General features: G+C 62.1%; 18 protein-coding genes and 1 tRNA gene. 3 read left to right on the top strand and 16 right to left on the bottom strand.

The features are described 5' to 3' along the window. Positions 1–92: 92 nt before the first annotated feature. Positions 93–169, top strand: a tRNA-Pro gene (locus MESS4_RS12775). 103 nt (positions 170–272) lie between these two features. Here MESS4_RS12775 and MESS4_RS12770 read toward each other — a convergent pair. The 6 genes from MESS4_RS12770 to MESS4_RS12745 form a co-directional block, all read right to left on the bottom strand. Beyond that, the gene (locus MESS4_RS12770) at positions 273–638 is read right to left on the bottom strand and encodes a type II toxin-antitoxin system RelE/ParE family toxin (RefSeq protein ID WP_006330893.1); all 366 of its coding nucleotides are present in this window, start codon (positions 636–638) and stop codon (positions 273–275) included. A 3-nt stretch (positions 639–641) separates the two neighbouring features. Continuing rightward, complete coding sequence (locus tag MESS4_RS12765; protein WP_006330885.1) at positions 642–935, bottom strand: type II toxin-antitoxin system ParD family antitoxin; 294 nt, start codon at positions 933–935, stop codon at positions 642–644. 437 nt (positions 936–1,372) lie between these two features. Beyond that, the gene (locus MESS4_RS12760; protein WP_006330883.1) at positions 1,373–2,992 is read right to left on the bottom strand and encodes an ABC transporter ATP-binding protein; all 1,620 of its coding nucleotides are present in this window, start codon (positions 2,990–2,992) and stop codon (positions 1,373–1,375) included. A gap of 1 nt (position 2,993) precedes the next feature. After that, positions 2,994–4,115, bottom strand: coding sequence for an ABC transporter permease subunit (locus MESS4_RS12755; RefSeq protein WP_006330882.1), 1,122 nt, complete (start codon positions 4,113–4,115; stop codon positions 2,994–2,996). Continuing rightward, positions 4,108–5,031, bottom strand: coding sequence for an ABC transporter permease subunit (locus MESS4_RS12750; RefSeq protein ID WP_006330881.1), 924 nt, complete (start codon positions 5,029–5,031; stop codon positions 4,108–4,110). The genes MESS4_RS12755 and MESS4_RS12750 overlap by 8 nt, the downstream gene beginning before the upstream one ends. Positions 5,032–5,211: 180 nt before the next feature. After that, positions 5,212–6,804, bottom strand: coding sequence for a peptide ABC transporter substrate-binding protein (locus MESS4_RS12745; protein WP_006330880.1), 1,593 nt, complete (start codon positions 6,802–6,804; stop codon positions 5,212–5,214). Between the two features lie 408 nt (positions 6,805–7,212). On the opposite strand from MESS4_RS12745, the gene MESS4_RS12740 reads away from it, so the two are divergent. Beyond that, positions 7,213–7,659, top strand: coding sequence for a TadE/TadG family type IV pilus assembly protein (locus MESS4_RS12740; protein ID WP_085987817.1), 447 nt, complete (start codon positions 7,213–7,215; stop codon positions 7,657–7,659). 45 nt (positions 7,660–7,704) lie between these two features. Further along, on the top strand, positions 7,705–9,444 hold the full coding sequence (locus MESS4_RS12735) for a pilus assembly protein TadG-related protein (protein ID WP_006330878.1): 1,740 nt from the start codon (positions 7,705–7,707) through the stop codon (positions 9,442–9,444). A gap of 121 nt (positions 9,445–9,565) precedes the next feature. On the opposite strand, the gene MESS4_RS12730 is transcribed toward MESS4_RS12735, so the two are convergent. The 10 genes from MESS4_RS12730 to MESS4_RS12685 all read right to left on the bottom strand — a co-directional run bounded on the left by MESS4_RS12730 (position 9,566) and on the right by MESS4_RS12685 (position 25,685). Next, on the bottom strand, positions 9,566–11,191 hold the full coding sequence (locus MESS4_RS12730) for an alpha-glucosidase family protein (RefSeq protein ID WP_006330877.1): 1,626 nt from the start codon (positions 11,189–11,191) through the stop codon (positions 9,566–9,568). Next, positions 11,191–13,212, bottom strand: a complete 2,022-nt coding sequence (glgX, locus tag MESS4_RS12725; protein WP_036241138.1) for a glycogen debranching protein GlgX — start codon at positions 13,210–13,212, stop codon at positions 11,191–11,193. The genes MESS4_RS12730 and glgX overlap by 1 nt, the downstream gene beginning before the upstream one ends. Positions 13,213–13,250: 38 nt before the next feature. Beyond that, positions 13,251–14,879, bottom strand: coding sequence for an alpha-D-glucose phosphate-specific phosphoglucomutase (locus tag MESS4_RS12720; RefSeq protein WP_006330874.1), 1,629 nt, complete (start codon positions 14,877–14,879; stop codon positions 13,251–13,253). Positions 14,880–14,882: 3 nt separating this feature from the next. Beyond that, entirely contained in the window at positions 14,883–16,328 is a 1,446-nt protein-coding gene (gene glgA, locus MESS4_RS12715) for a glycogen synthase GlgA (RefSeq protein WP_006330872.1), read from the bottom strand. A 4-nt stretch (positions 16,329–16,332) separates the two neighbouring features. Beyond that, positions 16,333–17,598: a glucose-1-phosphate adenylyltransferase gene (gene glgC / locus MESS4_RS12710; RefSeq protein ID WP_006330870.1), complete on the bottom strand. Its 1,266-nt coding sequence runs from the start codon at positions 17,596–17,598 to the stop codon at positions 16,333–16,335. A gap of 19 nt (positions 17,599–17,617) precedes the next feature. Beyond that, positions 17,618–19,831: a 1,4-alpha-glucan branching protein GlgB gene (gene glgB, locus MESS4_RS12705; RefSeq protein ID WP_006330869.1), complete on the bottom strand. Its 2,214-nt coding sequence runs from the start codon at positions 19,829–19,831 to the stop codon at positions 17,618–17,620. Between the two features lie 139 nt (positions 19,832–19,970). Further along, on the bottom strand, positions 19,971–22,433 hold the full coding sequence (locus tag MESS4_RS12700) for a glycogen/starch/alpha-glucan phosphorylase (protein WP_006330868.1): 2,463 nt from the start codon (positions 22,431–22,433) through the stop codon (positions 19,971–19,973). 224 nt (positions 22,434–22,657) lie between these two features. Further along, the gene (locus MESS4_RS12695; RefSeq protein ID WP_006330867.1) at positions 22,658–23,440 is read right to left on the bottom strand and encodes an ATP-binding cassette domain-containing protein; all 783 of its coding nucleotides are present in this window, start codon (positions 23,438–23,440) and stop codon (positions 22,658–22,660) included. A gap of 2 nt (positions 23,441–23,442) precedes the next feature. After that, complete coding sequence (locus tag MESS4_RS12690) at positions 23,443–24,504, bottom strand: ABC transporter permease (protein WP_006330866.1); 1,062 nt, start codon at positions 24,502–24,504, stop codon at positions 23,443–23,445. A 164-nt stretch (positions 24,505–24,668) separates the two neighbouring features. Then, positions 24,669–25,685, bottom strand: a complete 1,017-nt coding sequence (locus tag MESS4_RS12685) for a sugar ABC transporter substrate-binding protein (protein ID WP_036241135.1) — start codon at positions 25,683–25,685, stop codon at positions 24,669–24,671. Positions 25,686–25,728: the final 43 nt, after the last annotated feature.

Genomic DNA, 25,728 nt, shown 5'->3' with positions numbered 1-25,728 from the left:
GTTGCCGCAAAAGCCGACGAAATGCGACGGAAGCGCTGCCATTGGCGCTTGCAGGAACGAGGTGCGGCGGCTATAAGCCCGCGGTCTGGTCACGGAGTGTAGCGCAGCCTGGTAGCGCACATCGTTCGGGACGATGGGGTCGCAGGTTCAAATCCTGCCACTCCGACCAGAAAAACAAATGTTTAGTTCTTCCCGAAACCGCTTGTTCATCAGGCCGGCTCGTCCTTCTCCCACGCAATTCCGCCAAGCGTCTTCAACACACGGGCAGACGATCAGTCATCACCGTAATTCGCCGGAAGATGGCGCTCGAGCTCCATCACGTCGTGAAGAATACGGCCAACGCCGATCACGCCAAGGGTTATGCGGTAAAGCAAGAGATGACGCGGGCGCAGGACAATGCCGTGCTCCGTCCTCGCGCGCTCACGGCTATGCCGCAGATGATAGCTGCGGACATCATGGCCAAGTTCGGTACGGACAACGCTACCTGCCCGCTCAGGATCGGTCGCGATGTCGCGCAGGGCGGTGATCAGCAGCCGCTCGTAGCGCTGGCGCGCGATCTCACCGAAATTGGCTTGCGTGTAGACGAGCAACTCGATGATATCTTCCTGGGCGGCTGCGGAAAGCCGATAGACAGCCATGCCTCACCGGTCGGCATTTTTGGCGCGCACGCTTGCCCGCTCTCCCAGGCTGCTCATGAATTCCTCCAGGCTGTCGTCGCGCACGTCCCGGAGTCGACCCTCCTCAATGTCCTGGAACCCGATGCGGGCCGCTTCTCGAAGTGCTGCGAGCCTTGCCTTTTCCCGCGCCTCGCGCTGTTCGACGAGACGCAAGCCATCTCGCAAAACCTCGCTGGCGTTCTGGTAGCGGCCTGTTTCCACCAGCCGATCGATCACCTCCTGATGGTGCTCCGTCAGGACGACATTGCGCGTTGGCATTGGAACCTGTACTCCAGCTATCAACCCCATTATACAGGACTATGGCATATTATGCCAATGACTCTGCGATCACAGAGTCGAGATCATCGTAAGAGGATGAAAAGATGACTAACCTACATGTCATCTGCCAGCACAAAATGAACTGGATTAAACTTGAAAATGGCCTCTTTGAAACCGGGGAATGGACAGTTGCCGGCAACACTGCCGATGAATTGAAACACACTCGTGGCCGCGTATTCCTGCATGAGAAACAGAAGGAGAAGGCTTGGCACGGTGGCGTCGTTTTGGATTGGCGACCTTCACCCAAAGACTCCAAGCGGAAAATCTTTACCTATAGAGTCGATGGCCCATTCCGGAGCATTTGCCCTGGCAATTGGTCACGAGAGGTAGCTATCGTTAGAGAATAGAAGGGGTGGACTTTGCACTCACCGGCAGCGCTACGCGCTCAGCCGAAACCGCGTGACATCGATGGCCGCATTCATCAGCGTCTGGGTGTAGGCGGCCTGCGGATTGCTGAAGATCGCCTCGGTCGGCCCCTCCTCGACGATCTTTCCTTGCTTCATGACGATGATGTAGTCGGCCATGGCGCGCACGACGGCGAGGTCGTGGCTGATGAAGAGATAGGACAGTTCGTTGTCGGCCTGCAGCTTGCGCAGCAGTTCGACGATCTGCTTCTGCACAGAACGATCAAGCGCCGAGGTCGGCTCGTCGAGCACCACCACCTTGGGCTTGAGGATCATGGCGCGCGCGATGGCGATGCGCTGGCGCTGGCCGCCGGAGAATTCGTGGGGATAGCGATTGCGCGCATTCGGATCGAGCCCGACCTCGCGCAAGGCCTCGACCGCGCGCTGATCGCGCTGCTTGCCCGACAGTGCCGGCTCGTGAACCAGAAGCCCTTCGGTGATGACCTGGCCGACGGTCATGCGCGGCGATAGCGAGCCGAACGGATCCTGGAAGACGAGTTGCAATTCCCGCCGCAGCGGCCGCATCGCCTGACGGTCGGCCCTGGAAATGTCGCGGTCGCCGAGGCGGATGACGCCATCGCTCGGCAGGAGCCGTAGCAAGGCCCGGCCGAGCGTCGATTTTCCCGAGCCGGATTCGCCGACGATGCCGATGGTCTGGTTCCGCTTCAGCCGGATCGAAATACGGTCGACCGCGCGCAGCAGCAGCGGCTCTCCGGCAAGGAATCCGCCGCCGATCTTGAAGGTCACTTCGACATTCCGGCCTTCGAGCAGGACAGGTGCGTTTGGCGGCGGCGGCGCCTTGGTGCCGGTCGGCTCGGCGGCCAGCAGCATCTTGGTATAGGCGTGCTGAGGATTGGCGAAGATCGCTTCGGCCTCGCCCTCCTCGACCACTTCGCCATAGCGCATGACATAGACCCGGTCGGCGAAACGCCGGACGATGCCGAGATCGTGGGTGATGAAGACGATCGCCATGCCGAGCTTGCGCTGCAGTTCGGCCAGAAGCATGAGGATCTGCGCCTGGATCGTCACATCGAGCGCCGTCGTCGGCTCGTCGGCGATCAATATGTCGGGATCGTTGGCCAGCGCCATGGCGATCATGACGCGCTGGCGCTGGCCGCCCGACATTTCGTGCGGGTAGGATTTCATCCGCCGTTCGGGATCGGGAATATGGACCAGCCGCAAGAGTTTGAGCGCCTCTTCGCGCGCTGCGGCCGCATTCAGCCCGCGGTGCCTGCGGATCGGTTCGATCAACTGGTTACCGATCGAATAGAGCGGGTCGAGCGAGGTCATCGGCTCCTGGAAGATCATGCTGATCTTGCGGCCGCGGACCTGGTTGAGCTCGGCCTTGCTCAGCGTCAAAAGGTTACGGCCACGATAGTCGACGACCCCCGTGGCTTCGCCGTTCGAGGCCAGCAAGCTCATCGCCGCCATCATCGTCTGGCTCTTGCCGGAACCGGATTCGCCGACCACGGCGACGGTTTCGCCTGCATTGACGTGGATGTTGATGCCCTTGACGGCCTCGACCGCACCGTCAAGCGTGCGGAAACGGACGCGAAGGTCCTTGACGCTGAGAATCGTTTCGGAAACAGCCATCTCAGCGATCCCTGGGGTCGAGCGCATCGCGCAGGCCGTCGCCGACGAAGTTCAGGGCGAACAGCGTCGAGACGAGGAAGAAGGCGGGGAACAACAGCAGCCAGTTGGCCGTGCCGATGTTCTTGGCGCCGACCGAAATCAGCACGCCCCAGCTGGTCATCGGTTCCTGGACACCGAGGCCGAGGAACGACAGGAAGCTCTCCAGGATGATGACCTGCGGCACCAGCAGCGTCATGTAGATCACCACCGGCCCGAGCAGGTTGGGTATGACATGGCGGACCAGGATGCCGCGCTGGCCGACGCCCAGGGCTTCGGCCGCCTGGACATATTCCTGGCGCCGGATCGAGAGCGCCTGGCCACGCACGATGCGCGCCATGTCGAGCCACAGCACGGCACCCACCGCCAGGAACATCAGCACGAAGTTGCGGCCGAAGAACACCACCAGCATGATGACGAAGAAGATGAACGGCAACGAATAGAGCACGTCGACGATGCGCATCATAACCTCATCGACCTTGCCGCCGGAAAAACCGGCGGTGGCGCCGTAGAGCACGCCGATCACCACCGCCACGACGCCGGCAAGCAGGCCGATGGCCAGCGAGATGCGTCCCGCCATCAGCGTTCGCGACAACAGATCGCGGCCGGTGTTGTCGGTGCCGAACAGGAAATATTGCTGCTTGATCGAGGCGCTCATCGTCACTTCGAGACCGTCGGGCGATTTGCTCTCGATCTTGGTGTCGTCAAAGGCATCCGAGCGGTCGAGATAGCGGATGTTGCGGTCGTCGATCGGCCTGGTCGACTTGACGGTGACGAAGACCTTGTTGCCTTCCTGTCGCCACTCCTTGATGTCGACACGCATGCGCTTGATCGCGTCGTCGAGTGCGGTGCCGATCATGTCGGCCTTGGGATAGGCGGAGAAGCTTGGCGGCGTGCGCACATAGTCGGCATAGATGGTGGTGTATTGATGCGGCACGAACCAGGGGCCGAAGACGCTGATTGCCGCTATGAAAGCGAGATAGTAGAGGCTGAACATGGCGGCGCGATTGGCCTTGAGGCGCGCCCAGGCATCGCCCCACAGCGAGCGGCCGACGACGGCTGGAGCGATGGCTGCGACGTCAGTCATAGCGCACCCTCGGGTCGACGACCGCATACATGACGTCGACGATCAGGTTGAAGACGATGGTGAAGATGGCGATCACCACCACTGTTCCCATGACCAGCGTGTAGTCGCGGTTGAGCGCGGCATCGACGAAATAGCGGCCGACGCCTGGGATGGAGAAGATCGTCTCGACGATGACCGAGCCGGTGAGCAGTGCCGCGGCTGCCGGGCCGGTGAAAGAGACGATCGGCAGAATAGCGCCGCGCAGCGCATGCTTGACGACGACCGACCAGTCGGACAGGCCGAGCGCTCGCGCGGTGCGGATATGATGTGACCGCAGCGATTCGATCATCGAGCCGCGCATCAGGCGGGCGACGATGGCGATCTGCGGCAGAGCGAGCGTCAGCACCGGGCCGACCTTGTTGATCAAGGCGCCATCGCCCCAGCCGCCGATCGGCAAAAGCTTCCAGGTCAACCCGAACAAGAGCTGGATCACCGGGGCGATGACGAAGGTCGGGATGGTGCTGCCTGCGGTCGCCAGCGCAATCACCGAATAGTCGGCGAGCTTGTTCTGGTTGAGCGCGGCGATGGTGCCGAGCACACTACCGAGCAGCAGCGCCAGGATGAGCGCCGAGGCGCCGAGCTGGATCGATATCGGCAGGCCCTTGGCAAACAATTCGCCAACCGTGAAGTCCGGCATGTTGTAGCTCGGGCCGAAATTGCCGCGCAGCAGATTGCCGAGATAGTGGACATATTGCAGCCAGAGCGGATCGGCCAGGCCGAACTGCGCATCAAGATTTGCCTTGATCTCGGGGCTCAGGCCCCGCTCCTGGTTGAACGGGCCGCCTGGCGCGACGCGTATCAGGAAGAACGCCATGGTCACGATGACCAACAGCGTCGGGATGGCGGTCAGAAGCCGCCGGAATACATAACGCAGCATCGGCGCCCCGCTTCGGCTAGAGCGACACGCATCCATGCGGACGCATAACCACGCTCCAGCGCCTTCAAATCTTCGCATCGTGTTTGCCGAAAATCGACCACGACTTTCGGACCGATGCGACGACCGACCGGACCATCGCGCCCCCTGAAGAGAGCGCGGCGATCCAGCCAAGGATGATTGTCATTCCTTGGAGATGAAGCGCGACGGATGCACGTCCATCACGTTGTCGACGAAGCCATGCAGCTTCGGAGAAACGATATCTTTGTAGCTATAGTAGAGAAGCGGGATGTTGCCGACGTCGTCGACGAGGATGCGCTCGGCGTCAGCGAGTTCCTTCATGCGTTCCTCGGGTTTGCCGCCGGCGGCGGCCGCCTTGTCCATGGCCGCCTCGAATTTCGGGCTGTTATAGTCCGAGTAGTTGTTGCCACTGGCCTTGCGGGAGATGCCGAGGAAGGTTTCCGGATCCTTGTAGTCGGCGATCCAGCCGGCGCGCGCCACGTCATAGTCGCCCTTCTGCTCGAGGAAGGAGTAGTGGGTCTTGGTGTCGGTGTTGACCATGGTGACTTCAATACCGAGCGGCTTCAACTGCTCCTGGATGGCCACGGCGGTGTTCTTGTGGTTTTCCGAGGTGTTGTAGCGGATTTCCATCTTCAATGGTTTCTCGGGCGTATAGCCGAGTTTCTCGAGGATCTTCTTGGCTGCGTCCTCGCGGTCGATCTGCGACATGTCCGCGTACTTGGCCACCGCCGGCGTATAGCCCGCAATGCCCGGAGGCACCATCGAATAGCCGGGCAGCATTGAATTCTGCCAGACCTTTTCGGCGAGGAAGTCGCGGTCTATCGCCATCGAGATGGCGTTACGCAGCTCGACATTGTCCCACGGCGCCTTGTCGGTCTTGATCGCGTAGTAGTAGGTGCCGAGATACGGCCCGACTTTTATCTGGTCACCGAACTTGGTCTTGAGGTCGGCGAGCTGTTCGGTCGGGAGATCGTCGTAGCTGTCGAGTTCACCGGCCTCGAAGCGCTTCATCGCCGACGAGCGATCTTCGGTCGGGATGTAGTTGACGGTGTCGATCTTGACGCTTGCCGCGTCCCAGAATTTCGGATTCTTGACCAGTTTCATATGGTCGTTGGGGACCCACTCGGCCAGCGTATAGGCGCCGTTGGAGACCAGATTGCCCGGCTTGATCCAGTCGGCGCCGAGCTTGTCCATCGAGGCCTTGTTGATTGGATAGGTCGCTTGGTGGGTCAGCATCTCCAGGAAGTAAGGGGTCGGCGCCTTCAGCGTCACCTCAAGGGTGGTCGCGTCGATCGCCTTGACGCCCATCTCCTCGGGCTTCGCCTTCTTGGTGTTGACTTCCTCGGCGTTCTTCACGGGATAGAGCATCGAGGCGTATTCGGCGGCCGTGGCCGGATCCTCCAGGCGATGGAAGGCGTTGACGAAGTCTTCAGCCGTCACCGGGCTGCCATCCGACCAGAGACCGTCCTTGCGCAGCTTGAACGTATAGACGGTGCCGTCATCCGATACTGTCCAGCTCTCGGCGGCGCCCGGGATAAGGTTCGCGTTCTGGTCCTGCATGACCAGCCCCTGGAACAGGTCACGCAAGATATTGGCTTCGTAGACCGTCGAGGTCTTGTGCGGGTCGACCGTCTCCGATTCGGCGGCGGTGCCTCTGTTATAGACGACCTCGGCGAAAGCCGGCGTAAGCAAGGTGCCGGCGGCCAAGGCCATGGTTGTGGCGAATACCGTCGCCTTCAGCATATTTTTCAGCATGAAGTTCTCCCTGTCGAGACGGCCCTTTGGCGACGCCTCTTGAGTGTTGACGCCCCGAAACCGATCGATGGCTTCTTCGAGCGCGCTGCCGGTTCCCTTTCCGGCGGCTTGGTGCCCAGACAGTAACGCGGAGATTTTTTATTTCAACAGACTCTCGGGGTCACCCAGAGTAAGGCCTCCGCACGACAGCCAAAACGCCGATCGAAACCATGAGCCCGATCCCTGCTCTTCTCACCCGCGAAGCCTTCGCTTCGGGCAAGGCACCTGCATTCACTTGCAGTTCGCCAAAAACCTTAATGCGTTCTTAAGCAACCATGAGTTACATTTTTAACTGACCTCTGTACGTCTCTCTCGCATCTTTGATGGGCGAAGGACATGGATAAGATTGGCAGTAAAACAAACTTCAAAATGAAGCAAAAGATACGCGGATTTAGCGAAAAACTACTTCAATTGAGAGAACGATCCGGGACCACCGCGGTCGAATTCGCGTTGCTTTCGCCAATTTTTATCCTGCTTTTGCTCGGAATGGTTGCATACGGTGTCTATTTCGGCGCCAGCCACTCCGTCCAGCAAATCGCTGCGGACGCCGCCCGCACGGCAATTGCCGGGCTTAACGAAACCGAGCGTCAGGCGCTGGTGACCAGCTATGTCACCAACAATGCAAGCGGATATCCGTTCGTCGATTCCAGCAAGCTCACCTATCAGGCCAAGGACAGCACCGCCGATGGAAACCAGTTCGTCGTGTCCATCCAATACGACGCCCGCAACCTGCCGATCTGGAACCTGTTGCCTGCCCTGCCAATGCCGGGAACCACGATATCACGCAAGTCGACGATAAGAATCGGAGGCATCTGAATGTCGAAGTCCTTGCAGCGGAGAATCGGTGGGATCGCACGATCGATGCTCAGCGATCTGAAGGCGAACTTCACCATCATGACGGCGCTGAGCGCGCCGGTCGCGCTGGCGGCGGCGGCTTTCGCCATCGACGAAGGCTCGATCTATGTGGAGCGCCGGGAAGCCCAGGCAATGACCGACCTCGCGGCAATCACGGCCGCCTCGAACATGAACAACATCGAGGCCGCGGTGGTGACCACGCTCGGCGACAACGGCATGCCGGGCATAATTGTCGAGAAGGCAGGCCAGACAGTCGTTCCCACTCTGGGAAAGACCGTCGTATCGGTCACCCCCGGCCGATATTCGGCGGCATCGTCGCTCAGCGTGGGACAACGTTTCGAGGCCGGCAAGACGCCCTACAACGCCGTCCATGTCGCTCTCAACAAGATCCCCGCCCGTTATTTTGCGAGTTCGCTTATTCCGACCCCGGTCATCGGCACCGAGGCCATCGCCAGCCTGACGCCGCAGGCGATGTTCTCGATCGGGTCCCGGCTTCTCAGCGTCAATGGCGGCATCCTCAACTCGCTTCTCAGCGGGCTCCTGGGCGGCAACATCTCGCTCAGCGTCATGGACTACAACGCGCTGATCTCGGCCGATATCAATGTGCTTTCGTTTGTCGACGCCCTTGCGGTGCAGTTGAACCTGACAGGCGTCAGCTATTCCGACGTGCTGGCGTCGAAAGCGACGGTGGGCCAGATCGCCACCGCGATGGCCAATGTTCCGGGACTTGGCGGCACCAGCAAGTTCGCTCTGCTGACGATCGCGTCGAAGGCCACCAGCACGGTCAAGATCCCCCTCAGCCATCTCGTCGATCTCGGCTCGGTCGGCCAGTTGGGTCTCGGGCAAAAGCCGGCCGGTCTTTCGGTCGATGCAAGCGCCATGGGAATGCTGAGCGCCGCCGCGGCACTCGCCAACGGCTCGAACCAGGTCCAGGTCAACCTCGGAGCCACCGTCCCTGGACTTACCTCCACTAGCCTTGCCATCGCAATCGGCGAACCCATGCAGTTCTCGCCATGGTTGACGATCGGCGAGAAAGGCGCCGTGGTGCGCACCGCGCAGACGCGGATCAAGTTGCTGGCGTCCGTAGGCATCGGCAACGCCGCCCTCGGCGGCGGCGTCAAGCTCTTGTCCGTCAATCTGCCATTGCATGTGGAAGTGGCTTACGCCGAAGCGAAACTGACCGACATAAGTTGTCCAACGGGGCGTCCGGACAGTTTGAAGGTTACCATAGAAGCACGGCCGGGCGTCGCCGCGCTGCGCCTTGCCAATAGCGACGCCGACGGCAGCCCCGCCGCCTTCGCCGATTTCAGCAATCCGCAGTCGTTCTCCGATGCCACGATCGCGGCGGTAGAGGTGAAGCTTCTGTTCCTTACCCTCAATCTGCTGGGAGTGAACGGTTCTTCGGCGGTTGAGATCGCCAACAACGATCCAACGACATTGACCTTCAACAGCACCGAAATCGCCAACAAGACGATCAAGACCGTCTCCACGAAAAACCTGACACAATCGCTCACCACGTCGCTGGTCAACAATCTGTCGCTCTCGGTCAGCGCGCTGGGCCTCGGGCTTGACGTAACCGCCCTGCTCGGAGCGGTGAAGCCAGCGGTGGTGACGCTGCTGAACGGCGTGACAGCACCAGTCGACGAGTTGGTCTACAACGTGCTTGCGGCACTCGGCGTGCGGGTCGGCGAGGCTGATGTCCGGGTCGTCGGCGCGACTTGCGGGCGCTCCGTGCTCGTCCAGTGAGGTGATCCAATAAAGCGCGTCGCGTTTGAACGGATTCAGGCGCCGCGCTTTAAGTTCTTGTTTTTATGCATGTCGTTATCGCAAAACCGCTGCGCACTTTTGCGCGACATGCATTGGCGGATCAGCCAAGCCGTCCGAGGAACCAGCCCTCCGCCGGGAGCGACAGTCCCTCTTCCTGCAAGGCCGCGCCGCCGCCAAGATCGATCACCGCCACCGAGCCAGCATCCTGTGGCAAGGGCCAGTCGGCCGGCGCGTCGGCGAAGTTGAAGACGCAGAGCAGCCTCTCCCCGCCGCCTTCGCGCATGAAGGCAAGGACATCGCCCTCGGCATCGAGAAACCGGATCGAGCCCCGAACCAGCGCCGGGTGCTGCCTGCGCAACGCCAGCATCGCCCTGTAGGCGGCGAGCACGGAACCCTGCTCGCCGTTCTGCACATCGACGGCGCGGCTGCGATGGCCTGCCGGGACCGGAAGCCACGGCTTGCCTAGGGAAAAGCCGGCATTGTCGGCGCCGGCTTCCCAGACCATCGGCGTGCGACAGCCATCCCTGCCCTTGACCCCTGGCCAGAAGCGGATACCGACCGGATCGCGCAGATCCTCGAAGGCCAGTTCCGCCTCTTCCAGTCCGAGTTCCTCACCCTGGTAGAGACAGATCGATCCGCGTAGGCAAGACAGCAGCGCGATCGAGAACCTCGCCACGGCGTCCGGATCGCCGCCGGGCCTTGTCCAGCGGCTGACATGGCGCACGACATCGTGGTTGGAGAAGGCCCAGCAGACCCAGCCGTCGGCGACTGCGGCCTCGAACGCCTCGACGCAACCGCGCACATGCGCGGCCGAGAATTGCGACCCGAGCAGGTCGAAAGTGTAGCACATGTTGAGCTTGTCGCCGCCGGAGGTATAGGCGGCGAGCGTTTGCAGCGAGCGGGTTTCGTCACCGACCTCGCCGACGGCGGCGCGGCCCTCATATTCATCGAGCAGCGCGCGGAACCGCCTGAGGAAAGCGAGATTTTCCGGCTGCGTCTTGTCGAACAGATGCTCCTGATAGAGATAGGTGTTGGTTTCAGTGTTGGTGCCGGCGACACTTGACGCCAAGGGCGGATTGCTGCGCAGCCAGCGGTCATGGACATAATAGTTGACCGTATCCAGCCGGAAGCCGTCGACGCCTCGTTCCAGCCAGAACCGTACCGTGTCCAGAAGCGCATCCTGCACCTCGGGATTGTGGAAATTCAGGTCCGGCTGCGAGGCCAGGAAATTGTGCATGTAATACTGCCGGCGGCTCGAATCCCACTCCCAGGCCGGGCCGCCGAACACCGACAGCCAGTTGTTGGGCGCGTTGCCGTCGGACTTCGTATCGGCCCACACGTACCAGTCGGCCTTGGGATTGTCGCGGCTGGCGCGGCTTTCGACGAACCAGTCGTGCTTGTCGGATGAATGCGACAGAACCTGGTCGATGACGACCTTCAGGCCGAGCCGGTGCGCTTCGGCGATCAGCGCGTCGAAATCCTCGATCGTGCCGAACATCGGATCGACCGCGCGGTAATCCGACACGTCATAACCCATGTCGGCCATTGGCGATTTGAAGAAAGGCGACAGCCAGACGGCGTCGACGCCCAGCGAGGCGACATGAGCGAGCCTCGACGCGATGCCATTGAGATCGCCGCTGCCGTCCCCTGTCGTATCCTGGAAGGAGCGTGGATAGATCTGGTAGATGACGCAGCCGCGCCACCACTCGGTCTTCTCATCGGCCATCACGCACCCTCCCCGGCACGGGCCGTGCCGGCCCTGCGCTCAATCATGAAATTCACACTGCGGCCCGGCTGCGGCCGCGCAAAGCCGATCGCCTGCGTTTCGATCGCCGGGCGCCACTCGAACCCTTCGCGCGCCGGCAAAGTGAAGACACATTGGCGGCGGTCCCCGTTGACCATGACGGCAAGGCGGCCGCCGCCGTCATCGCCGAGCAGCATGACCAGTCGATGTCGCGAGGGATCGTTCCAGTCCGCTTCGCCAAGCGGCACGCCGGTCTCGGTCAACCAGGCGACGTCGGGAATGTCCGACGCATCTGCCGCCTCCCCGGTCAGAAAATGCGTATCCGAGAGCGCCGGCGCGGCGCGGCGCAGCGCGGCGAGCAAGACCGCGTAGCGCTCCAGCGCCCGATCGCGTCCAGCCCAGTCGAGCCAGGTGATCCCGTTGTCCTGCGCATAGGCATTGTTGTTGCCCTTCTGCGTGCGGCCGAATTCGTCGCCTGCCGTCAGCATGATGGTGCCGCGCGAGGCAAAGAGCGTGGCCAGCAATGCGCATTGATCATCGAAGCGGGCCTTGGCGATAGCCGCGTCTGATGTGGTGCCCTCGATACCGTTGTTCCATGACAGGTTCTCGCTGTGACCGTCCCGGTTCTGTTCGCCATTGGCCTCATTGTGCTTGTGCTCGTAGGCGACGATATCGGCCAGCGTCATGCCGTCATGCGCGGCGATGAAATTGACGGAGCGGCTGGTGCGCCGCCCTGCCCTGCCGAACACATCGGACGAGCCGGCAAGCCTTGTCGCCAGCGCACCGACCATGCCGCGGTCGCCGCGCCAGAAACGTCTGATATCGTCGCGATATTTGTCGTTCCATTCGAGGAAGGGCGGGGGGAAATTGCCGAGCTGGTAGCCGTCCGGCCCGATATCCCAGGGCTCGGCGATCAGCGCCCGGTCGCCAAGAACCGGATCGTTCCGGATAGCCCTGAGCAGTGGCGCATCGGCATCGAAAATCCCTTCGACACGGCCCAGAATGGGCGCCAGATCGAAACGGAAGCCGTCGACGCCGGCATGGCTGACAAAATGGCGAAGCGTGTCGAGGATCATTTCCTGGACAACCGGATGGTCGCACGCAACCGTGTTGCCGGTGCCGGTGTCGTTGACCAGTCCCCCGTCCGGCGCGTGCCGGTAATAGGCGTGGTTGTCGAGGCCGCGCAGCGACAGTGTCGGCCCCAACCTGTCGCTTTCGCCGGTATGGTTGAAGACGAGATCGAGAATGGTGCCGATGCCGGCGTCGCGCAATGCCTTCACCGTACCCCGCAATTCAGCCAGACCGCCCGGCGCAAGACGCGGGTCGAGCGCCATGAAGGTGACGGGATTGTAGCCCCATGCGTTGCGCAGTCCGAGCGGCGGCAAATGCCGCTCGTCGATCGATGCGATCACCGGCATGAGTTCGACCGCGGAGACACCAAGCTTTCGCAGATGTTCGACAATGGCCGGGTGGGCAATTGCTGCAATGGTGCCGCGCTGCTTCTCAGGGATATCCGGGTGCAGCTTCGTGAAAGACCGAACGTTGAGCTCGTAAATTAAGCCGCCGGGAGAAAAGACCGGCGGCAAAGGTGCGGCCGGTTCGGGCAATGCAGCCACTATGGCCTTGGGCACAAGCGCGGCGGTGTCGCCGCTTTCCCCGCGCCGCGCCGCGAGGCGCGGGTCATAGGCGTAGGGGCGATCGATCTCGGCGGCGTAGGGATCGACCAACAGCTTGTCGGGATCGAACCACAGGCCCTCCTCCGGAGCGTAAGGCCCATCGGCGCGAAAGCCGTAGCGCGTGCCGGCTTCAATATTCTGGACGAAGCCCTGGAAAACCGCCACATCCATAGCGGGTTGCAGCGGAGTTCGCTCAAGCTCTATCCGTTGTGTCTCTACCGCTCCGGCCGGGTCAAACAAGCAGACCCAACCGCGCGTCGCACTGTTCGAAGCAAAGGCAAAGAAAACGCCTTTCCCGAGAACATTGAACGACGGCTTGGCACCCATTCCAGAACGCTTCGAGGGAGCCATGGAAGCTTTTTCTGTCAGGTAATCACACTCGGCTTGGCGCGGCCGGTATGGCTGCGAATCCCGGCAATATCATCGGCCGCCGCAATCAGATCGGCAAGCGCGGCCTGGGTGTCGAGATCGTGCCGGGTCTTGTCCGGCTCATAGCGCTCGATATAAACGCGCAGCGTCGCACCAGACGTGCCGGTGCCGGAGAGGCGAAAGACGACGCGCGATCCGCCTTCGAAGAGCACCCTGATGCCCTGGTTCTTGCTCACCGAACCGTCGACCGGGTCATGGTAGGCGAAGTCGTCGGCACTGGCGATTGTCATGCCGCGCACGCTGGTGCCCGGCAGCGAACCAAGCTTGGCTCGCAACTCGTCGACCAGCGCATTGGCGCGCTCGGTCTCGACTTCTTCATAGTCGTGGCGCGAGTAATAGTTGCGGCCATAGGCGGCCCAATGCTCGGTGACGACCTGCTTGGCGCTTTCGCCGCGCGCGGCCAGGATGTTGAGCCACAACAGCACGGCCCACAGGCCGTCCTTTTCGCGGACATGGTTGGAGCCGGTCCCGGCGCTTTCCTCGCCGCAGATCGTCGCCATGTCGGCATCGAGCAGATTGCCGAAGAATTTCCAGCCGGTCGGCGTTTCATAGATGCCGATGCCGAGTTTTTCCGCGACGCGGTCGGCGGCACCACTGGTCGGCATCGAGCGGGCTATGCCTTTGAGGCCGTCTTTGTAGCCGGGCGCCAGGCGGGCGTTGGCGGCAAGCATGGCGACCGAATCCGATGGGGTGACGAAAATGCCCTTGCCGATGATCAGATTGCGGTCGCCGTCGCCATCGGAAGCGGCGCCGAAATCCGGCGCGTCCGGTCCCATCATCTCGTCATAAAGGTGCTTGGCATGGACGAGGTTCGGGTCCGGGTGGTGGCCGCCGAAATCCGGCAACGGCTTGAAATTGCGGCAGGTGCCGTTGGGCGCGCCAAGCCGGTTCTCGAGGATTTCCTTGGCGTAGGGACCGGTCACCGCATGCATGGCGTCGAAGCGCATGCGAAAGCCCGACTTGAACAATTTGCGCAACGCGTCGAAATCGAACAGGCTTTCCATCAGCTCGGCATAGTCGGTGACCGGGTCGATGATCTCGACCGTCATTCCGGCGGCCTTGATCGTGCCTGTTGTGTCGATGTCGATCGGCTCGATGTCGGCGATCTTGAGGCTCGAAATCGCCTTGGTCCTGGCGAAGATGGCGTCGGTCAGCTTTTCCGGGGCCGGGCCGCCATTGCCGGCATTGTACTTGATGCCGAAATCCTCGTGCGGGCCGCCCGGATTGTGGCTGGCCGACAGGATGATGCCGCCGAAGGTCTTGTATTTGCGGATGACATGCGAGGCCGCCGGCGTCGACAATATGCCGCCCTGCCCGACCATCACCTTGCCGAACCCGTTGGCCGCAGCCATGGCGATGGCCTTCTGAATGACCTCGCGGTTGTAGAAGCGGCCGTCGCCGCCGATCACCAGCGTCTTGCCCTTGAAGCCGTCCAAAGCGTCGAAGATCGACTGGATGAAGTTTTCGGCGTAGTGCTCCTGCTGGAACACCGGTACCTTCTTGCGCAGTCCGGACGTGCCGGGTTTCTGGTCGGGATAGGGTTTGGTGGCGATGGTGCGTATCATGCGTCAGGCAGCCCTTTTCGAAAGCAGCAAGCGATAGAGTTCAACGTATTTTTCGGCGCTCTTGTCCCACGACACATCGGCCTTCATGCCTTGCTGTTGCATCGACGTCCAGACCGCGGGATTGGCGTGCGCTTCAACGAGGCGGTGCATGGCGTGCAGGAGTGCGCCGCCATTGGCAGGCGCGAACTGGAAACCGGTCGCGACGCCAGCCGAGACGGCGGCCTCATTGGCGTCGATCACCGTGTCGGCGAGGCCACCAGTGCGGGCGACGACCGGCACGCAGCCATAGCGCAGGCCGTAAAGCTGCGTCAGCCCGCAAGGCTCGAAGCGTGAGGGGATGACGATGGCATCGCAGCCGCCCTGCATGGTGTGGGAGAGCCCTTCGTCCCAGCCGATAACGACGCCGACACGGCCGCGATGGCGGGCTGCCGCGGCCAGCAGCGCGCCTTCGAGGCCGGCGTCGCCGGATCCGAGGATGGCGAGCCGCGCGCCCGCCGCGACAATGCCGTCGACGACGGCCGCCAATATGTCCATGCCCTTCTGCCAGGTCAGCCGGCTGATGACGCAAACGACCGGACTGTCGTCGCGGTCAAGGCTGAAACGATCCTCGACGGCGGTCCTGTTGGGCGTTCGCGCCTGCAATGTCTTGGCTGTGTAGTTGGAGACCAGGTGCTTGTCGGTTTCCGGATTCCAGATATCGGTGTCGATGCCGTTGACGATGCCATGGAGATCGGTGGAGCGCATGTTGATCAGGCCGTCGAGGCCCATGCCGAACTCCGGCAAGCGGATTTCCTGCGCATAGGTCGGGCTGACCGTGGTGATCGCCCAGGCAGCCTGCAGGCCGGCCTTGAGGAAGCCGACACCGCCATAATATTCGACGCCGTCGAGCGCCATGGCCACCGCGGGCAAGCCAAGCTCGCCAAAGATGCCGGCGCCGAACTGGCCCTGGAAGGCGAGGTTGTGGACGGTGATCATCGACGGCGTGCCGACCGCCTTGCCGTAGCGCATATAGGCCAGCGTCATCGCCGACTGCCAGTCATGGGCATGGACGATGTCAGGCTTGTAGCCGGAGATGGCGCCGCCGGCGATGTCGCCGCCGACCTGGCTCAACGCCGCGAAACGCCGCCAATTGTCCGGCCAGTCGGCACCAGTCGCATTGCCATAGGGACCGCCGGGGCGGTCGAACAGATGCGGCGCGTCGAGCACGAACAGGTCGAGCCCGGCGATCTGCACTGCATGGACCGAAGCTCTGCCGCCCTGCAGCAGCGGATATTGGTGAACGGCCTTCTTTTTCTTGAAGGCATCCATCACCTGGGGATAGCCGGGGATGAGCGTGCGCATGGTCACGCCCTTGCCGGCAAGCGCGACGGGCAAGGCGCCGGTCACGTCGGCAAGCCCGCCTGTCTTGATCAAGGGGAATATTTCGGGCGTGACCGACAGAACCTGCATGCGACTACGATCCCAGCCTGTCGACCATGTCCTGCGTGACGAGGCAGATGCCTTTTTCGGAAACGCGGAAGCGCTTGGCGTCGAGAACGGGATCCTCGCCGACCACCAGACCCTCCGGTATCCTTACGCCATGATCGATGACCACGCGCTTCAACTTTGCGTTCCGCCCGACATGACAGTCGGGCAGCATGACGACTTCTTCCAGCGTCGAATAGGAATTGATGCGCGCGCCGGTGAAGATCAGGCTTCTTTTCAGCGACGCACCAGAGACGATGCAGTCGCCCGAGACGAGCGAGGATACGGCGGAGCCGCGGCGGCCATCCTCGTCGTGCACGAACTTTGCCGGCGGCTTCAGCTCGGCATAGGTCCAGATCGGCCAGTCGCGGTCGTAGAGGTCGAGTTCCGGCGTCACGTCGGTGAGGTCGATATTGGCCTCCCAATAGGCATCGACGGTTCCAACGTCGCGCCAGTAGGCCTCGTTCTCGGCGGTCGAGCGCACACAGGATTTGGCGAAGCGATGGGCGATCGCCTTTCCGTGCTCGACGATATAGGGGATGATGTCCTTGCCGAAGTCGCGGCTTGAGCCCGGTTCGGCTGCATCGCGACGCAGTTGCTCCATCAGGAACTTGGTCTTGAACACATAGATGCCCATCGAGGCCAGCGCAAAGTCCGGTTTGTCGGGAATGCCGGGCGGGTCGGCAGGTTTTTCGATGAAGGAGATGATGGTGTCCTTGGCGTCGATATGCATGACACCGAAGCCGGTCGCTTCCATGCGCGGCACTTCAAGGCAGCCGACGGTGACATCGGCGCCGGCGTCGACATGCTGGCGAAGCATCAGCTCGTAGTCCATCTTGTAGATGTGGTCGCCGGCAAGGATCACCATGTATTCAGGCCCGTAGGCCTCGATGATGTCGATGTTCTGGTAGACGGCATCGGCTGTGCCTTCGTACCATTGCGTTTCCGATACGCGCTGGCTGGCCGGCAGGATGTCGAAGCTCTCGTTGCGCTCAGGGCGCAGGAAGTTCCAGCCGCGCTGCAAATGGCGGATCAGCGAATGCGCCTTGTACTGGGTGGCGACGCCGAGGCGGCGGATGCCTGAGTTGAGCGCATTGGAGAGCGCGAAATCGATGATGCGCGTCTTGCCGCCGAAATAGACCGCCGGCTTGGCGCGCCGGTCGGTCAGCTCCTTGAGGCGGCTGCCGCGCCCGCCGGCCAGCACATAGGCCATGGCATCGCGCGCCAGCGGCTGGGTTCGTTTTATCTCTGCCATTTTTACCCTCCCAATTTACTCAGTCCGGAGCAAATTCGAGCATGATCGTCGACAGCGGCGGCAAAAGCATCGTCGCCGATATGCTTCCTCCATCCGCCCGCGCCTCGACGACGCCGCCATTGCCCTTGCCGGAACCGCCATAATCCGAGGCGTCCGTGTTGATGATCTCGCGCCATTTGCCGGAATGCGGCAGCGGCACGCGGTAATTGTCGCGCGGCACCGGCGTGAAGTTGGAGATGACGGCAACCGGATTTCCGTCCGGCGCGCTGCGCAGCCAGGCAAACACCGAGTTCGCGCTGTCATCGACGATCAGCCAGGAAAAGCCCTCCGGCTCGCAGTCGCGCCCATGCAGGGCAGGGCGCGAGCGGTAGAGATAGTTGAGATCGCGCACCGTCTGCCAGACGCCGCGGTGCAGCCGGAAATCGAGCAGGTTCCAGTCGAGCGCGCGCGCCTCGCTCCACTCGCGGCGCTGGGCGAATTCCTGTCCCATGAACAACAGCTTCTTGCCGGGATAGCCCCACATGAAGGCGTAATAGGCACGCAATGTCGCGAATTTCTGCCAGTCGTCGCCGGCCATCTTGTTAAGCAGCGTGCCCTTGCCATGCACGACTTCGTCATGGGAGAGCGGCAGCACGAAATTCTCGGAGAAGGCGTAGACCAGGCCGAAGGTGATGTCGTTGTGATGGTGCTTGCGGAAGATCGGCTCTTTGGAGAAGTACTCCAGTGTGTCGTGCATGAAGCCCATGTTCCACTTGAAGCCGAAGCCCAGCCCGCCTTCGTGCACCGGCTGCGAGACCTTCGGCCAGGAGGTCGATTCCTCGGCGATCGTCATCACGCCCGGATGGTGGCCGTAGACCTCCTTGTTCATCCTTTGCAGGAAGCTGACGGCTTCGAGGTTTTCGCGCCCGCCCTTGTCGTTGGGGATCCATTCGCCGGCCTTGCGCGAATAATCGAGGTAGAGCATCGAGGCGACCGCATCGACGCGCAAGCCGTCGACATGGTATTTCTCGGCCCAGAACAGCGCATTGTTGACGAGGAAGGAGACGACCTCGCGCCGGCCGAAATTGTAGATCGCGGTGTTCCAGTCGGGATGGAAGCCCTTGCGCGGGTCGGCATGCTCGTAGAGCGCGGTGCCGTCGAATTTTGCCAGACCGTGCTCGTCCACCGGGAAGTGCGCCGGCACCCAGTCGAGGATGACGCCGATACCGGCGCGGTGGGCGCCGTCGACGAAACGGGCGAACCCGTCCGGATCGCCGAAGCGGGCCGACGGCGCGTAGAGACCGGTCGTCTGGTAGCCCCAGGACGGATCATAGGGATGTTCGGAGATCGGCATGAATTCGATATGGGTGAAGCCCGTATCGACGACATAGGGGATCAGTCTCTTGGCGAGTTCGTCCCACGACAGGAAGCTGCCGTCGTCGTGAAGCTGCCAGGAGCCGGCGTGGACCTCGTAGATCGACACCGCCTCGCGCCTGTGGTCGGCGTTGCGCCAGAAATTGCGGTGCGCCTCGTCGCCCCATTCATGCGCCGGCGGAAGCGCTGTCACCGAAGCGGTGGCCGGGCGCAGTTCGGACCTGAAGGCAAACGGGTCGGCCTTGAGCGGCAGCCTCACGCCGTCGGGGCCGATGATCTCGTATTTGTAGGGCCGGCCGGCGCCGATATCAGGAATGAACAATTCCCAGATGCCGGTGTCGCGGCGATCGCGCATCGGGTGCCGGCGGCCATCCCATTCGTTGAAATCGCCGACCACCGAGACGCGCTTCGCATTGGGCGCCCAGACGGCAAAATGCACGCCGGATGCACCCTCGTGATCGATGAGATGCGCGCCGAGCTTGTCGAACAGCCTGAGATGCGACCCTTCAGCGATATAGTAATCGTCCAGCGGCCCAAGCACCGGACCGAATGAATATGGGTCGGTCAGCCACCAGTCGCCGCCGGCGTTTCTCACGTGATAGCGTAGCGGCTGGCGTTTCCTGAGCGACAGCCTGCCCTCGAAGAAACCGCCGTCGACAATCCTCGACAGTTCGCCCACCTTCTTGCCGGTCAGCGTATACGCGGTAATGAACTCCGCATGCGGAACGAAGCAGCGGGCGACAAATCCCTTCCCTGCCTCCTGCACGCCGAGGACAGCAAACGGGTCGCCATGCGTACCGGCGACAATCGCAGCGACATCGCCGGCTGGCGCCAGTCCGTCCGGCCCGCTTGTCGCAGCGGTCACGCGCGGCTTCCTCATCAGGCAGTGTCCCTCCCCGGGCACCAAGTGTCTGTTTCTAGTGGAGTTTTGAATTCAACATTCGCGTTGTCGCCTGGCGCACTCTCTGCGGTGCGAAGGTCAAATTCACTCCACTTGTTCGTGGCCTCATGCAATCATATCAAACGGGCACGTTCCAGATTTCTTTCGCATATTGACGGATCGTGCGATCGGAAGAGAACCAGCCGACGCGGGCGACATTGCGGATCGCCTTGGCGTACCAGTCCGGGCTGTTGCGCCAGACCGCGTCGACGTCGCGCTGGGCGTCGGCATAAGCATCGAAATCGGCCGCCACCATGAACCAGTCGCTCTGAAAGAGACCGTTGATCAGGTCGCGGTAGCGCTGCGGATCGTCAGGGGAGAAAACACCCGATGAAACGGCGGCAATGGCCTGCGAGAGCTCCGGCGACGCTTCGATCACGGATCGGGGATTGTAGCCGTTGCCGCGCCGCTCGGCGACCTCGACAGTGGTCAGGCCGAAGATGAAGATGTTGTCGTCGCCGACGCACTCCTTGATCTCGACATTGGCGCCGTCGAGCGTGCCGATGGTCAGCGCGCCGTTCAGCGCGAATTTCATGTTGCCGGTGCCCGAGGCTTCCATGCCGGCAGTCGAGATCTGCTCGGAAAGGTCGGCCGCCGGCATCATGATCTCGGCCAGGCTGACGTTGTAATTCGGCAGGAACACCACTTTCAGCAGGCCGCGAACGGCCGGGTCGCGGTTGATGACCTTGGCGACGTCATTGGCAAGTTTGATGATCAGCTTGGCGTTGTGATAGCTCGGCGCCGCCTTGCCGCCGAAGAATTTTACGCGAGGCATCCAGTCGCGCTCGGGATGAGAGCGGATCTGGTCGTAGAGCGCGACCGCTTCGAGGATGTTCAGGAGTTGGCGCTTGTATTCGTGGATGCGCTTGACCTGGATGTCGAACAGCGCCGAGGGATCGACCTTGATGCCGAGGCGGTCGGCAACGAGATTGGCGAGCCTGACCTTGTTCGCCCGCTTGACGGCGGCGAATTTCTCGCGAAACGCGGCGTCGTCGGCAAAGGCGTCGAGACCCTTGATGGCGTCGATGTCGTCCATGAAGCGGTCGCCGATCGCCTCGCGGGTCAAAGCGGTCAGGCCGGGGTTGCACTGGATCAGCCAGCGCCGCGGCGTGATGCCGTTGGTCTTGTTGTTGATGCGGTCGGGGTAGAGCTTGTGGAGGTCGGCAAACACCGTCTGCTTCATCAATTCGGTATGGAGCGCCGAGACGCCATTGATCGAGTGCGAGCCGACAAAGGCGAGATTGCCCATGCGCACCCGGCGGTCGCCGTTCTCCTGGATCAGCGAGATGCGGCCGATCTGCTCGCCGGAGAACTGGTTGGTCGCGCGTGCCTCCAGCAGCACTTCGGCGTTGATGGCGTAGACGATCTGCATGTGGCGCGGCAGCAACCGCTCGAACAGCGGCACCGGCCAGCTTTCGAGCGCTTCGGGAAGCAGCGTATGGTTGGTGTAGCCGAAGGTACGCCTGGTGACGCTCCAGGCCTGGTCGAAATCCATGCCGTGGACATCCATCAACAGGCGCATCAGCTCAGGCACCGCGATGGCCGGATGGGTGTCGTTGAGATGGATCGCCGCCTTGTCGGGCAGCGATTGCAGGTCGCCATACTGGCTGAGATGGCGCTGGAGAATGTCCTGCAGCGAGGCGGTGGAGAAGAAATACTCTTGCCGCAGCCGCAGCTCCTGCCCGGCTTTGTGGGAATCGGCGGGGTAAAGGACGCGCGACAAGGCATCGGCCTTGTTGCTTTCGGCGAGCGCGCCGATGTGGTCGCCGGCGTTGAATTTGTCGAGCAGGATCGGATCGATCGGCATGCCGGACCAGAGGCGCAGCGTGTTGACGCGCTTGGCCCGCCAGCCGACCACCGGCGTATCATAGGCGACGGCCAGAACATGTTCGGTCGGCTTCCAGACGTGGCGCTCGAGGCGGCCGTCCTTCGAGGTGATCGATTCCACCGAGCCGCCGAAGCCGACCTCGAAGGAGCGTTCGCGCCGCTCGAACTCCCAGGAATTGCCGTGATCGAGCCAGGTCTCGGGCAGCTCCACCTGCCAGCCGTCGTGGATTTCCTGCCGGAACATGCCGTTGGCGTAGCGAATGCCGTAGCCATGCGCGGGGATATCGACAGTCGCCATGCTTTCCATGAAGCAGGCGGCGAGGCGGCCGAGACCGCCATTGCCAAGGGCCGCATCCGGTTCGAGCGCGGCGATGAGATCAAGGTCGACGCCAAGCGACGACAGCGCTTCGCGCATATTGTCCATCAGGCCGAGATTGGAGAAGGCATCGCGCATAAGGCGGCCGATGAGGAATTCGAGCGACAAATAGTAGACGCGCTTTTCCTGCTGGGCGTAGGCCTCCTGCGTCGCCTGCATCCAGTGATCGACAATGCGGTCGCGCACCACCTTGATCGAGGCGGTGAGCCAGTCGTATTGAGTCGCAACGGTGGTGCCCTTGCCGACCCTGTATTTGAGCGCCTTCAAAACTTCGTCAGCAAGTGTCTTGGGATCGGGGATGTCGAGAATGGGGGCTTCGGTTGTCATCGCGCGTGTCATGTCGCCTCTCGTGCGGTTGCCATGATCATACCGGCTTTCACCATTCCTCCCAGCCCATGCTAGCGCATATCGCCATATCTTCAATCGATTTAGACAACCACGGGGCAAGGTAACCCTGCGGCAATTTGGCAACTTAAAGCGCATCACTCCGCGACACGCTTCAAGTTCCTGTTTTTGTGCATGTCGTTATCCCAAAACCGCTGCGCACTTTTGGGCGACATGCATCAGGCCGCCAGTGCCGCCTCCGGCGGCAGCTTGGCTCCGGTCATGAAGGCGACAGCGTCGGACATCGTATATTGCTTGGGATCGATGACGCAGAGGCGACGGCCCAGACGATGGATGTGGATGCGGTCCGCCACTTCGAAGACATGCGGCATGTTATGCGAGATGAGCACGATCGGCAGGCCGCGCTTCTTGACGTCGAGGATCAGCTCGAGCACGCGGCGGGATTCCTTGACGCCGAGCGCGGCGGTCGGCTCGTCCATGATCACCATCTTGGAGCCGAAGGCGGCGGCGCGCGCCACCGCCACGCCCTGGCGCTGGCCGCCCGAAAGCGTTTCGACAGCCTGACTGATGTTCTGGATGGTCATCAGGCCAAGTTCGGTGAGCTTGTCGCGGGCGCGCTTTTCCATCGCCGGCCGGTCGAGCATGCGCAGCCATTCTCCCAGAAAGCCCGGCTTGCGGATCTCGCGGCCGAGGAACATGTTGTCGGCGATCGACAGCGCCGGCGACAGGGCAAGGTTCTGGTAGACGGTTTCGATGCCGGCTTCGCGGGCCTCCATCGGCGATTTGAAGGCGACGGGTTTGCCTTCGAGCCGTATCTCGCCTTCGTCGGGCACGGCCGCACCGGAAATCGCCTTGATCAGCGATGACTTGCCGGCGCCATTATCGCCGATGACAGCCAGGATTTCGCCCGGATAAAGGTCGAAGTCGGCATTGTCGAGGGCGGTGACACGGCCATAGCGTTTGACCAGGCCGCGCGCGGTGAGGATGGGTTCCTGGGTCATGGCTATGCCGAAACCTTTCTGATCCACTGGTCGATCGCCACGGCGCCGATGATCAGCACACCGGTGAGCAGCACTTTCCATTGCGGATCGGCGCCCAGCATGTTGAGGCCCATCGAGACGACGCCGACGATCATCGCGCCGAACAGCGTGCCCAGGATAGAACCGCGCCCGCCGAACAGGGAGATACCGCCGATCACCGTCGCGGTGATCGCCTGCAGATTGTAGTCGGTGACGGCGGCGGACGGCGAGATCGAGCCGTTGCGGCCGATGGAGACCCAGGCGGCAAAGGCGGCGATCAACCCGGCAAGGGTGTAGACCGTCATCAAGACCTTTTTGGTCTGGATGCCCGACAACTTCGCCGCCTCCTGATCATCGCCAACGGCGTAGACATGGCGGCCCCATGCCGTGTGATTGAGCACATACCACAGGATCAAAACGAGCACGACCGTGGCAATGACGCCGAGCGTCAGCACCGCCGTTCCGACCTTGAAGCTCAAGGCAAAGAGGTGCAGCAGCGGCGCCTGGGTGTTGACGTCGGTGTCGCGGATCGTCTCATTGGCCGAATAGATGAAGTTCGTGGCCATGACGATGTTCCAGGTGCCGAGCGTGACGATGAAGGGCGGCAGCTTCATATAGGCCACCAGAACCCCGTTGAGCAGCCCGCAGGCTGCTCCGGCGGCAAGCCCGATTGCCACGGCGAGCACGGCCGGCATACCGTAGCTGACCGCGCAATTTCCCATGATCACCGCCGAGATCACCATGATCACGCCGATCGACAGGTCGATGCCGGCGGTAAGGATGACCAGCGTCTGCGCGGCCCCGAGAATGCCGACGATGGCGATCTGCTGCAGGATCAGTGTCAGCGTGTAGGACGAAAAGAACCGCCCTCCGATCGTGATGCCGAAGATGATGATCGCCAGAACCAGCACGATCAGCGGCACCGCGGCCGGCGTTGAATGCAGGAAGTGCTGGATGCGCTTGACAGCCGATTTGTGCTCGTCAAAAGCGGCAACGCTTGTGTCGCTGCTTGAGAGAACCTTCTCGAATTCCTGAGCCTGAGCCATGCTCTTCCTCCCCGTCTGGGCCTCAGCCACGCGCTGACACCCGTCCACGCCCTTCCGGTCTGCCGCCGGGATTATTTCGCGTTTATAATGGTCCATCGTCCACCCGAAGCGGCCGGGGATCAAGTCCCCCCGGCCGATCGGTTCTATTGCCGGTCAGACCAGCATCAGCCCCAGCACTTGGCGAGGCCTTCCTTGGTGTCGATGGACTTCACGCCGTTGGCGGGCTTGTCGGTGACGAGGTTGACGCCGGTGTCGAAGAAATCCTTGCCTTCGGTCGGCTTGGGCTTGGTCCCATCCTTGGCGAAAGCAGCGATCGCCTCGATCCCGAGTGCCGCCATCTGCAGCGGATATTGCTGCGAGGTCGCACCGATGACGCCTTCCGCGACCGACTTCACGCCGGGGCAGCCGCCGTCAACCGAGACGATCAGCACCTGGCTTTCGAGACCGACAGCCTTGAGCGCCTGATAGGCGCCGACGGCGGCGGGTTCGTTGATGGTGTGGATGACGTTGATGGTGTTGTCCTTCTGCAGAAGGTTCTCCATCGCCTTACGGCCACCTTCCTCGTTGCCGTTGGTCACGTCGTGGCCGACGATGCGCGGATCGTCCTCGTCACCGATCTTGTTGGGGTCCTTCACGTCGATGCCGTAGCCCATCATGAAGCCCTGGTCGCGCAGCACGTCCACCGTCGGCTGCGAGGGCGTCAGGTCGAGGAAACCGATCTTGGCATCCTTGGCCTTGTCGCCGAGCGTCGCGGCGGCCCATGCACCGATCAGCTTGCCGGCTTCCAGATTGTCGGTCGCAAAGGTCGCGTCGGCGGCGTCGATAGGATCAAGCGGGGTGTCGAGCGCAATAACCAGCAGCCCGGCGTCACGCGCCTTCTTCACCGTCGGCACAATGCCTTTGGTGTCCGAGGCGGTGATCAGGATACCCTTGGCGCCGTCGGCAATGCAGCTCTCGATCGCCGCCACCTGGCTCTCGCTGTCGCCGTCGATCTTGCCGGCATAGGACTTCAGGTCGACGCCAAGCTCCTTGGCCTTGGCGGTGGCGCCCTCTTTCATCTTGACGAAGAAGGGGTTGGTGTCGGTCTTGGTGATCAGGCAGGCGCCGACGCCGGCGGCCGATGCAGCAGAGGTGAACGCCATCAGGCTCAGCCCAGCCGCCGCAAAAACGGTGGACTTCAATAGATTTGTCTTGGTCACGATTTTCCTCCCAGTGGAACCATTT

Origin of the sequence: Mesorhizobium sp. STM 4661 (assembly GCF_000359125.1) — a bacterium.
Classification (GTDB): Bacteria; Pseudomonadota; Alphaproteobacteria; order Rhizobiales; family Rhizobiaceae; genus Mesorhizobium.
This window is presented reverse-complemented; position numbering and strand designations above follow the sequence as displayed.

Bases quoted from the DNA above. Each gene is read 5' to 3' on its own strand.
- MESS4_RS12720 (WP_006330874.1), bottom strand. From the start codon at position 14,879: ATGATACGCACCATCGCCACCAAACCCTATCCCGACCAGAAACCCGGC.
- glgX (WP_036241138.1), bottom strand. From the start codon at position 13,212: ATGGGTGCCAAGCCGTCGTTCAATGTTCTCGGGAAAGGCGTTTTCTTT.
- MESS4_RS12730 (WP_006330877.1), bottom strand. From the start codon at position 11,191: ATGGCCGATGAGAAGACCGAGTGGTGGCGCGGCTGCGTCATCTACCAG.
- glgB (WP_006330869.1), bottom strand. From the start codon at position 19,831: ATGAGGAAGCCGCGCGTGACCGCTGCGACAAGCGGGCCGGACGGACTG.
- MESS4_RS12770 (WP_006330893.1), bottom strand. From the start codon at position 638: ATGGCTGTCTATCGGCTTTCCGCAGCCGCCCAGGAAGATATCATCGAG.
- MESS4_RS12695 (WP_006330867.1), bottom strand. From the start codon at position 23,440: ATGACCCAGGAACCCATCCTCACCGCGCGCGGCCTGGTCAAACGCTAT.
- MESS4_RS12755 (WP_006330882.1), bottom strand. From the start codon at position 4,115: ATGACTGACGTCGCAGCCATCGCTCCAGCCGTCGTCGGCCGCTCGCTG.
- MESS4_RS12700 (WP_006330868.1), bottom strand. From the start codon at position 22,433: ATGACACGCGCGATGACAACCGAAGCCCCCATTCTCGACATCCCCGAT.
- MESS4_RS12765 (WP_006330885.1), bottom strand. From the start codon at position 935: ATGCCAACGCGCAATGTCGTCCTGACGGAGCACCATCAGGAGGTGATC.
- MESS4_RS12735 (WP_006330878.1), top strand. From the start codon at position 7,705: ATGCTCAGCGATCTGAAGGCGAACTTCACCATCATGACGGCGCTGAGC.
- MESS4_RS12750 (WP_006330881.1), bottom strand. From the start codon at position 5,031: ATGCTGCGTTATGTATTCCGGCGGCTTCTGACCGCCATCCCGACGCTG.
- MESS4_RS12740 (WP_085987817.1), top strand. From the start codon at position 7,213: ATGAAGCAAAAGATACGCGGATTTAGCGAAAAACTACTTCAATTGAGA.
- glgC (WP_006330870.1), bottom strand. From the start codon at position 17,598: ATGGCAGAGATAAAACGAACCCAGCCGCTGGCGCGCGATGCCATGGCC.
- MESS4_RS12745 (WP_006330880.1), bottom strand. From the start codon at position 6,804: ATGCTGAAAAATATGCTGAAGGCGACGGTATTCGCCACAACCATGGCC.
- glgA (WP_006330872.1), bottom strand. From the start codon at position 16,328: ATGCAGGTTCTGTCGGTCACGCCCGAAATATTCCCCTTGATCAAGACA.
- MESS4_RS12690 (WP_006330866.1), bottom strand. From the start codon at position 24,504: ATGGCTCAGGCTCAGGAATTCGAGAAGGTTCTCTCAAGCAGCGACACA.
- MESS4_RS12760 (WP_006330883.1), bottom strand. From the start codon at position 2,992: ATGGCTGTTTCCGAAACGATTCTCAGCGTCAAGGACCTTCGCGTCCGT.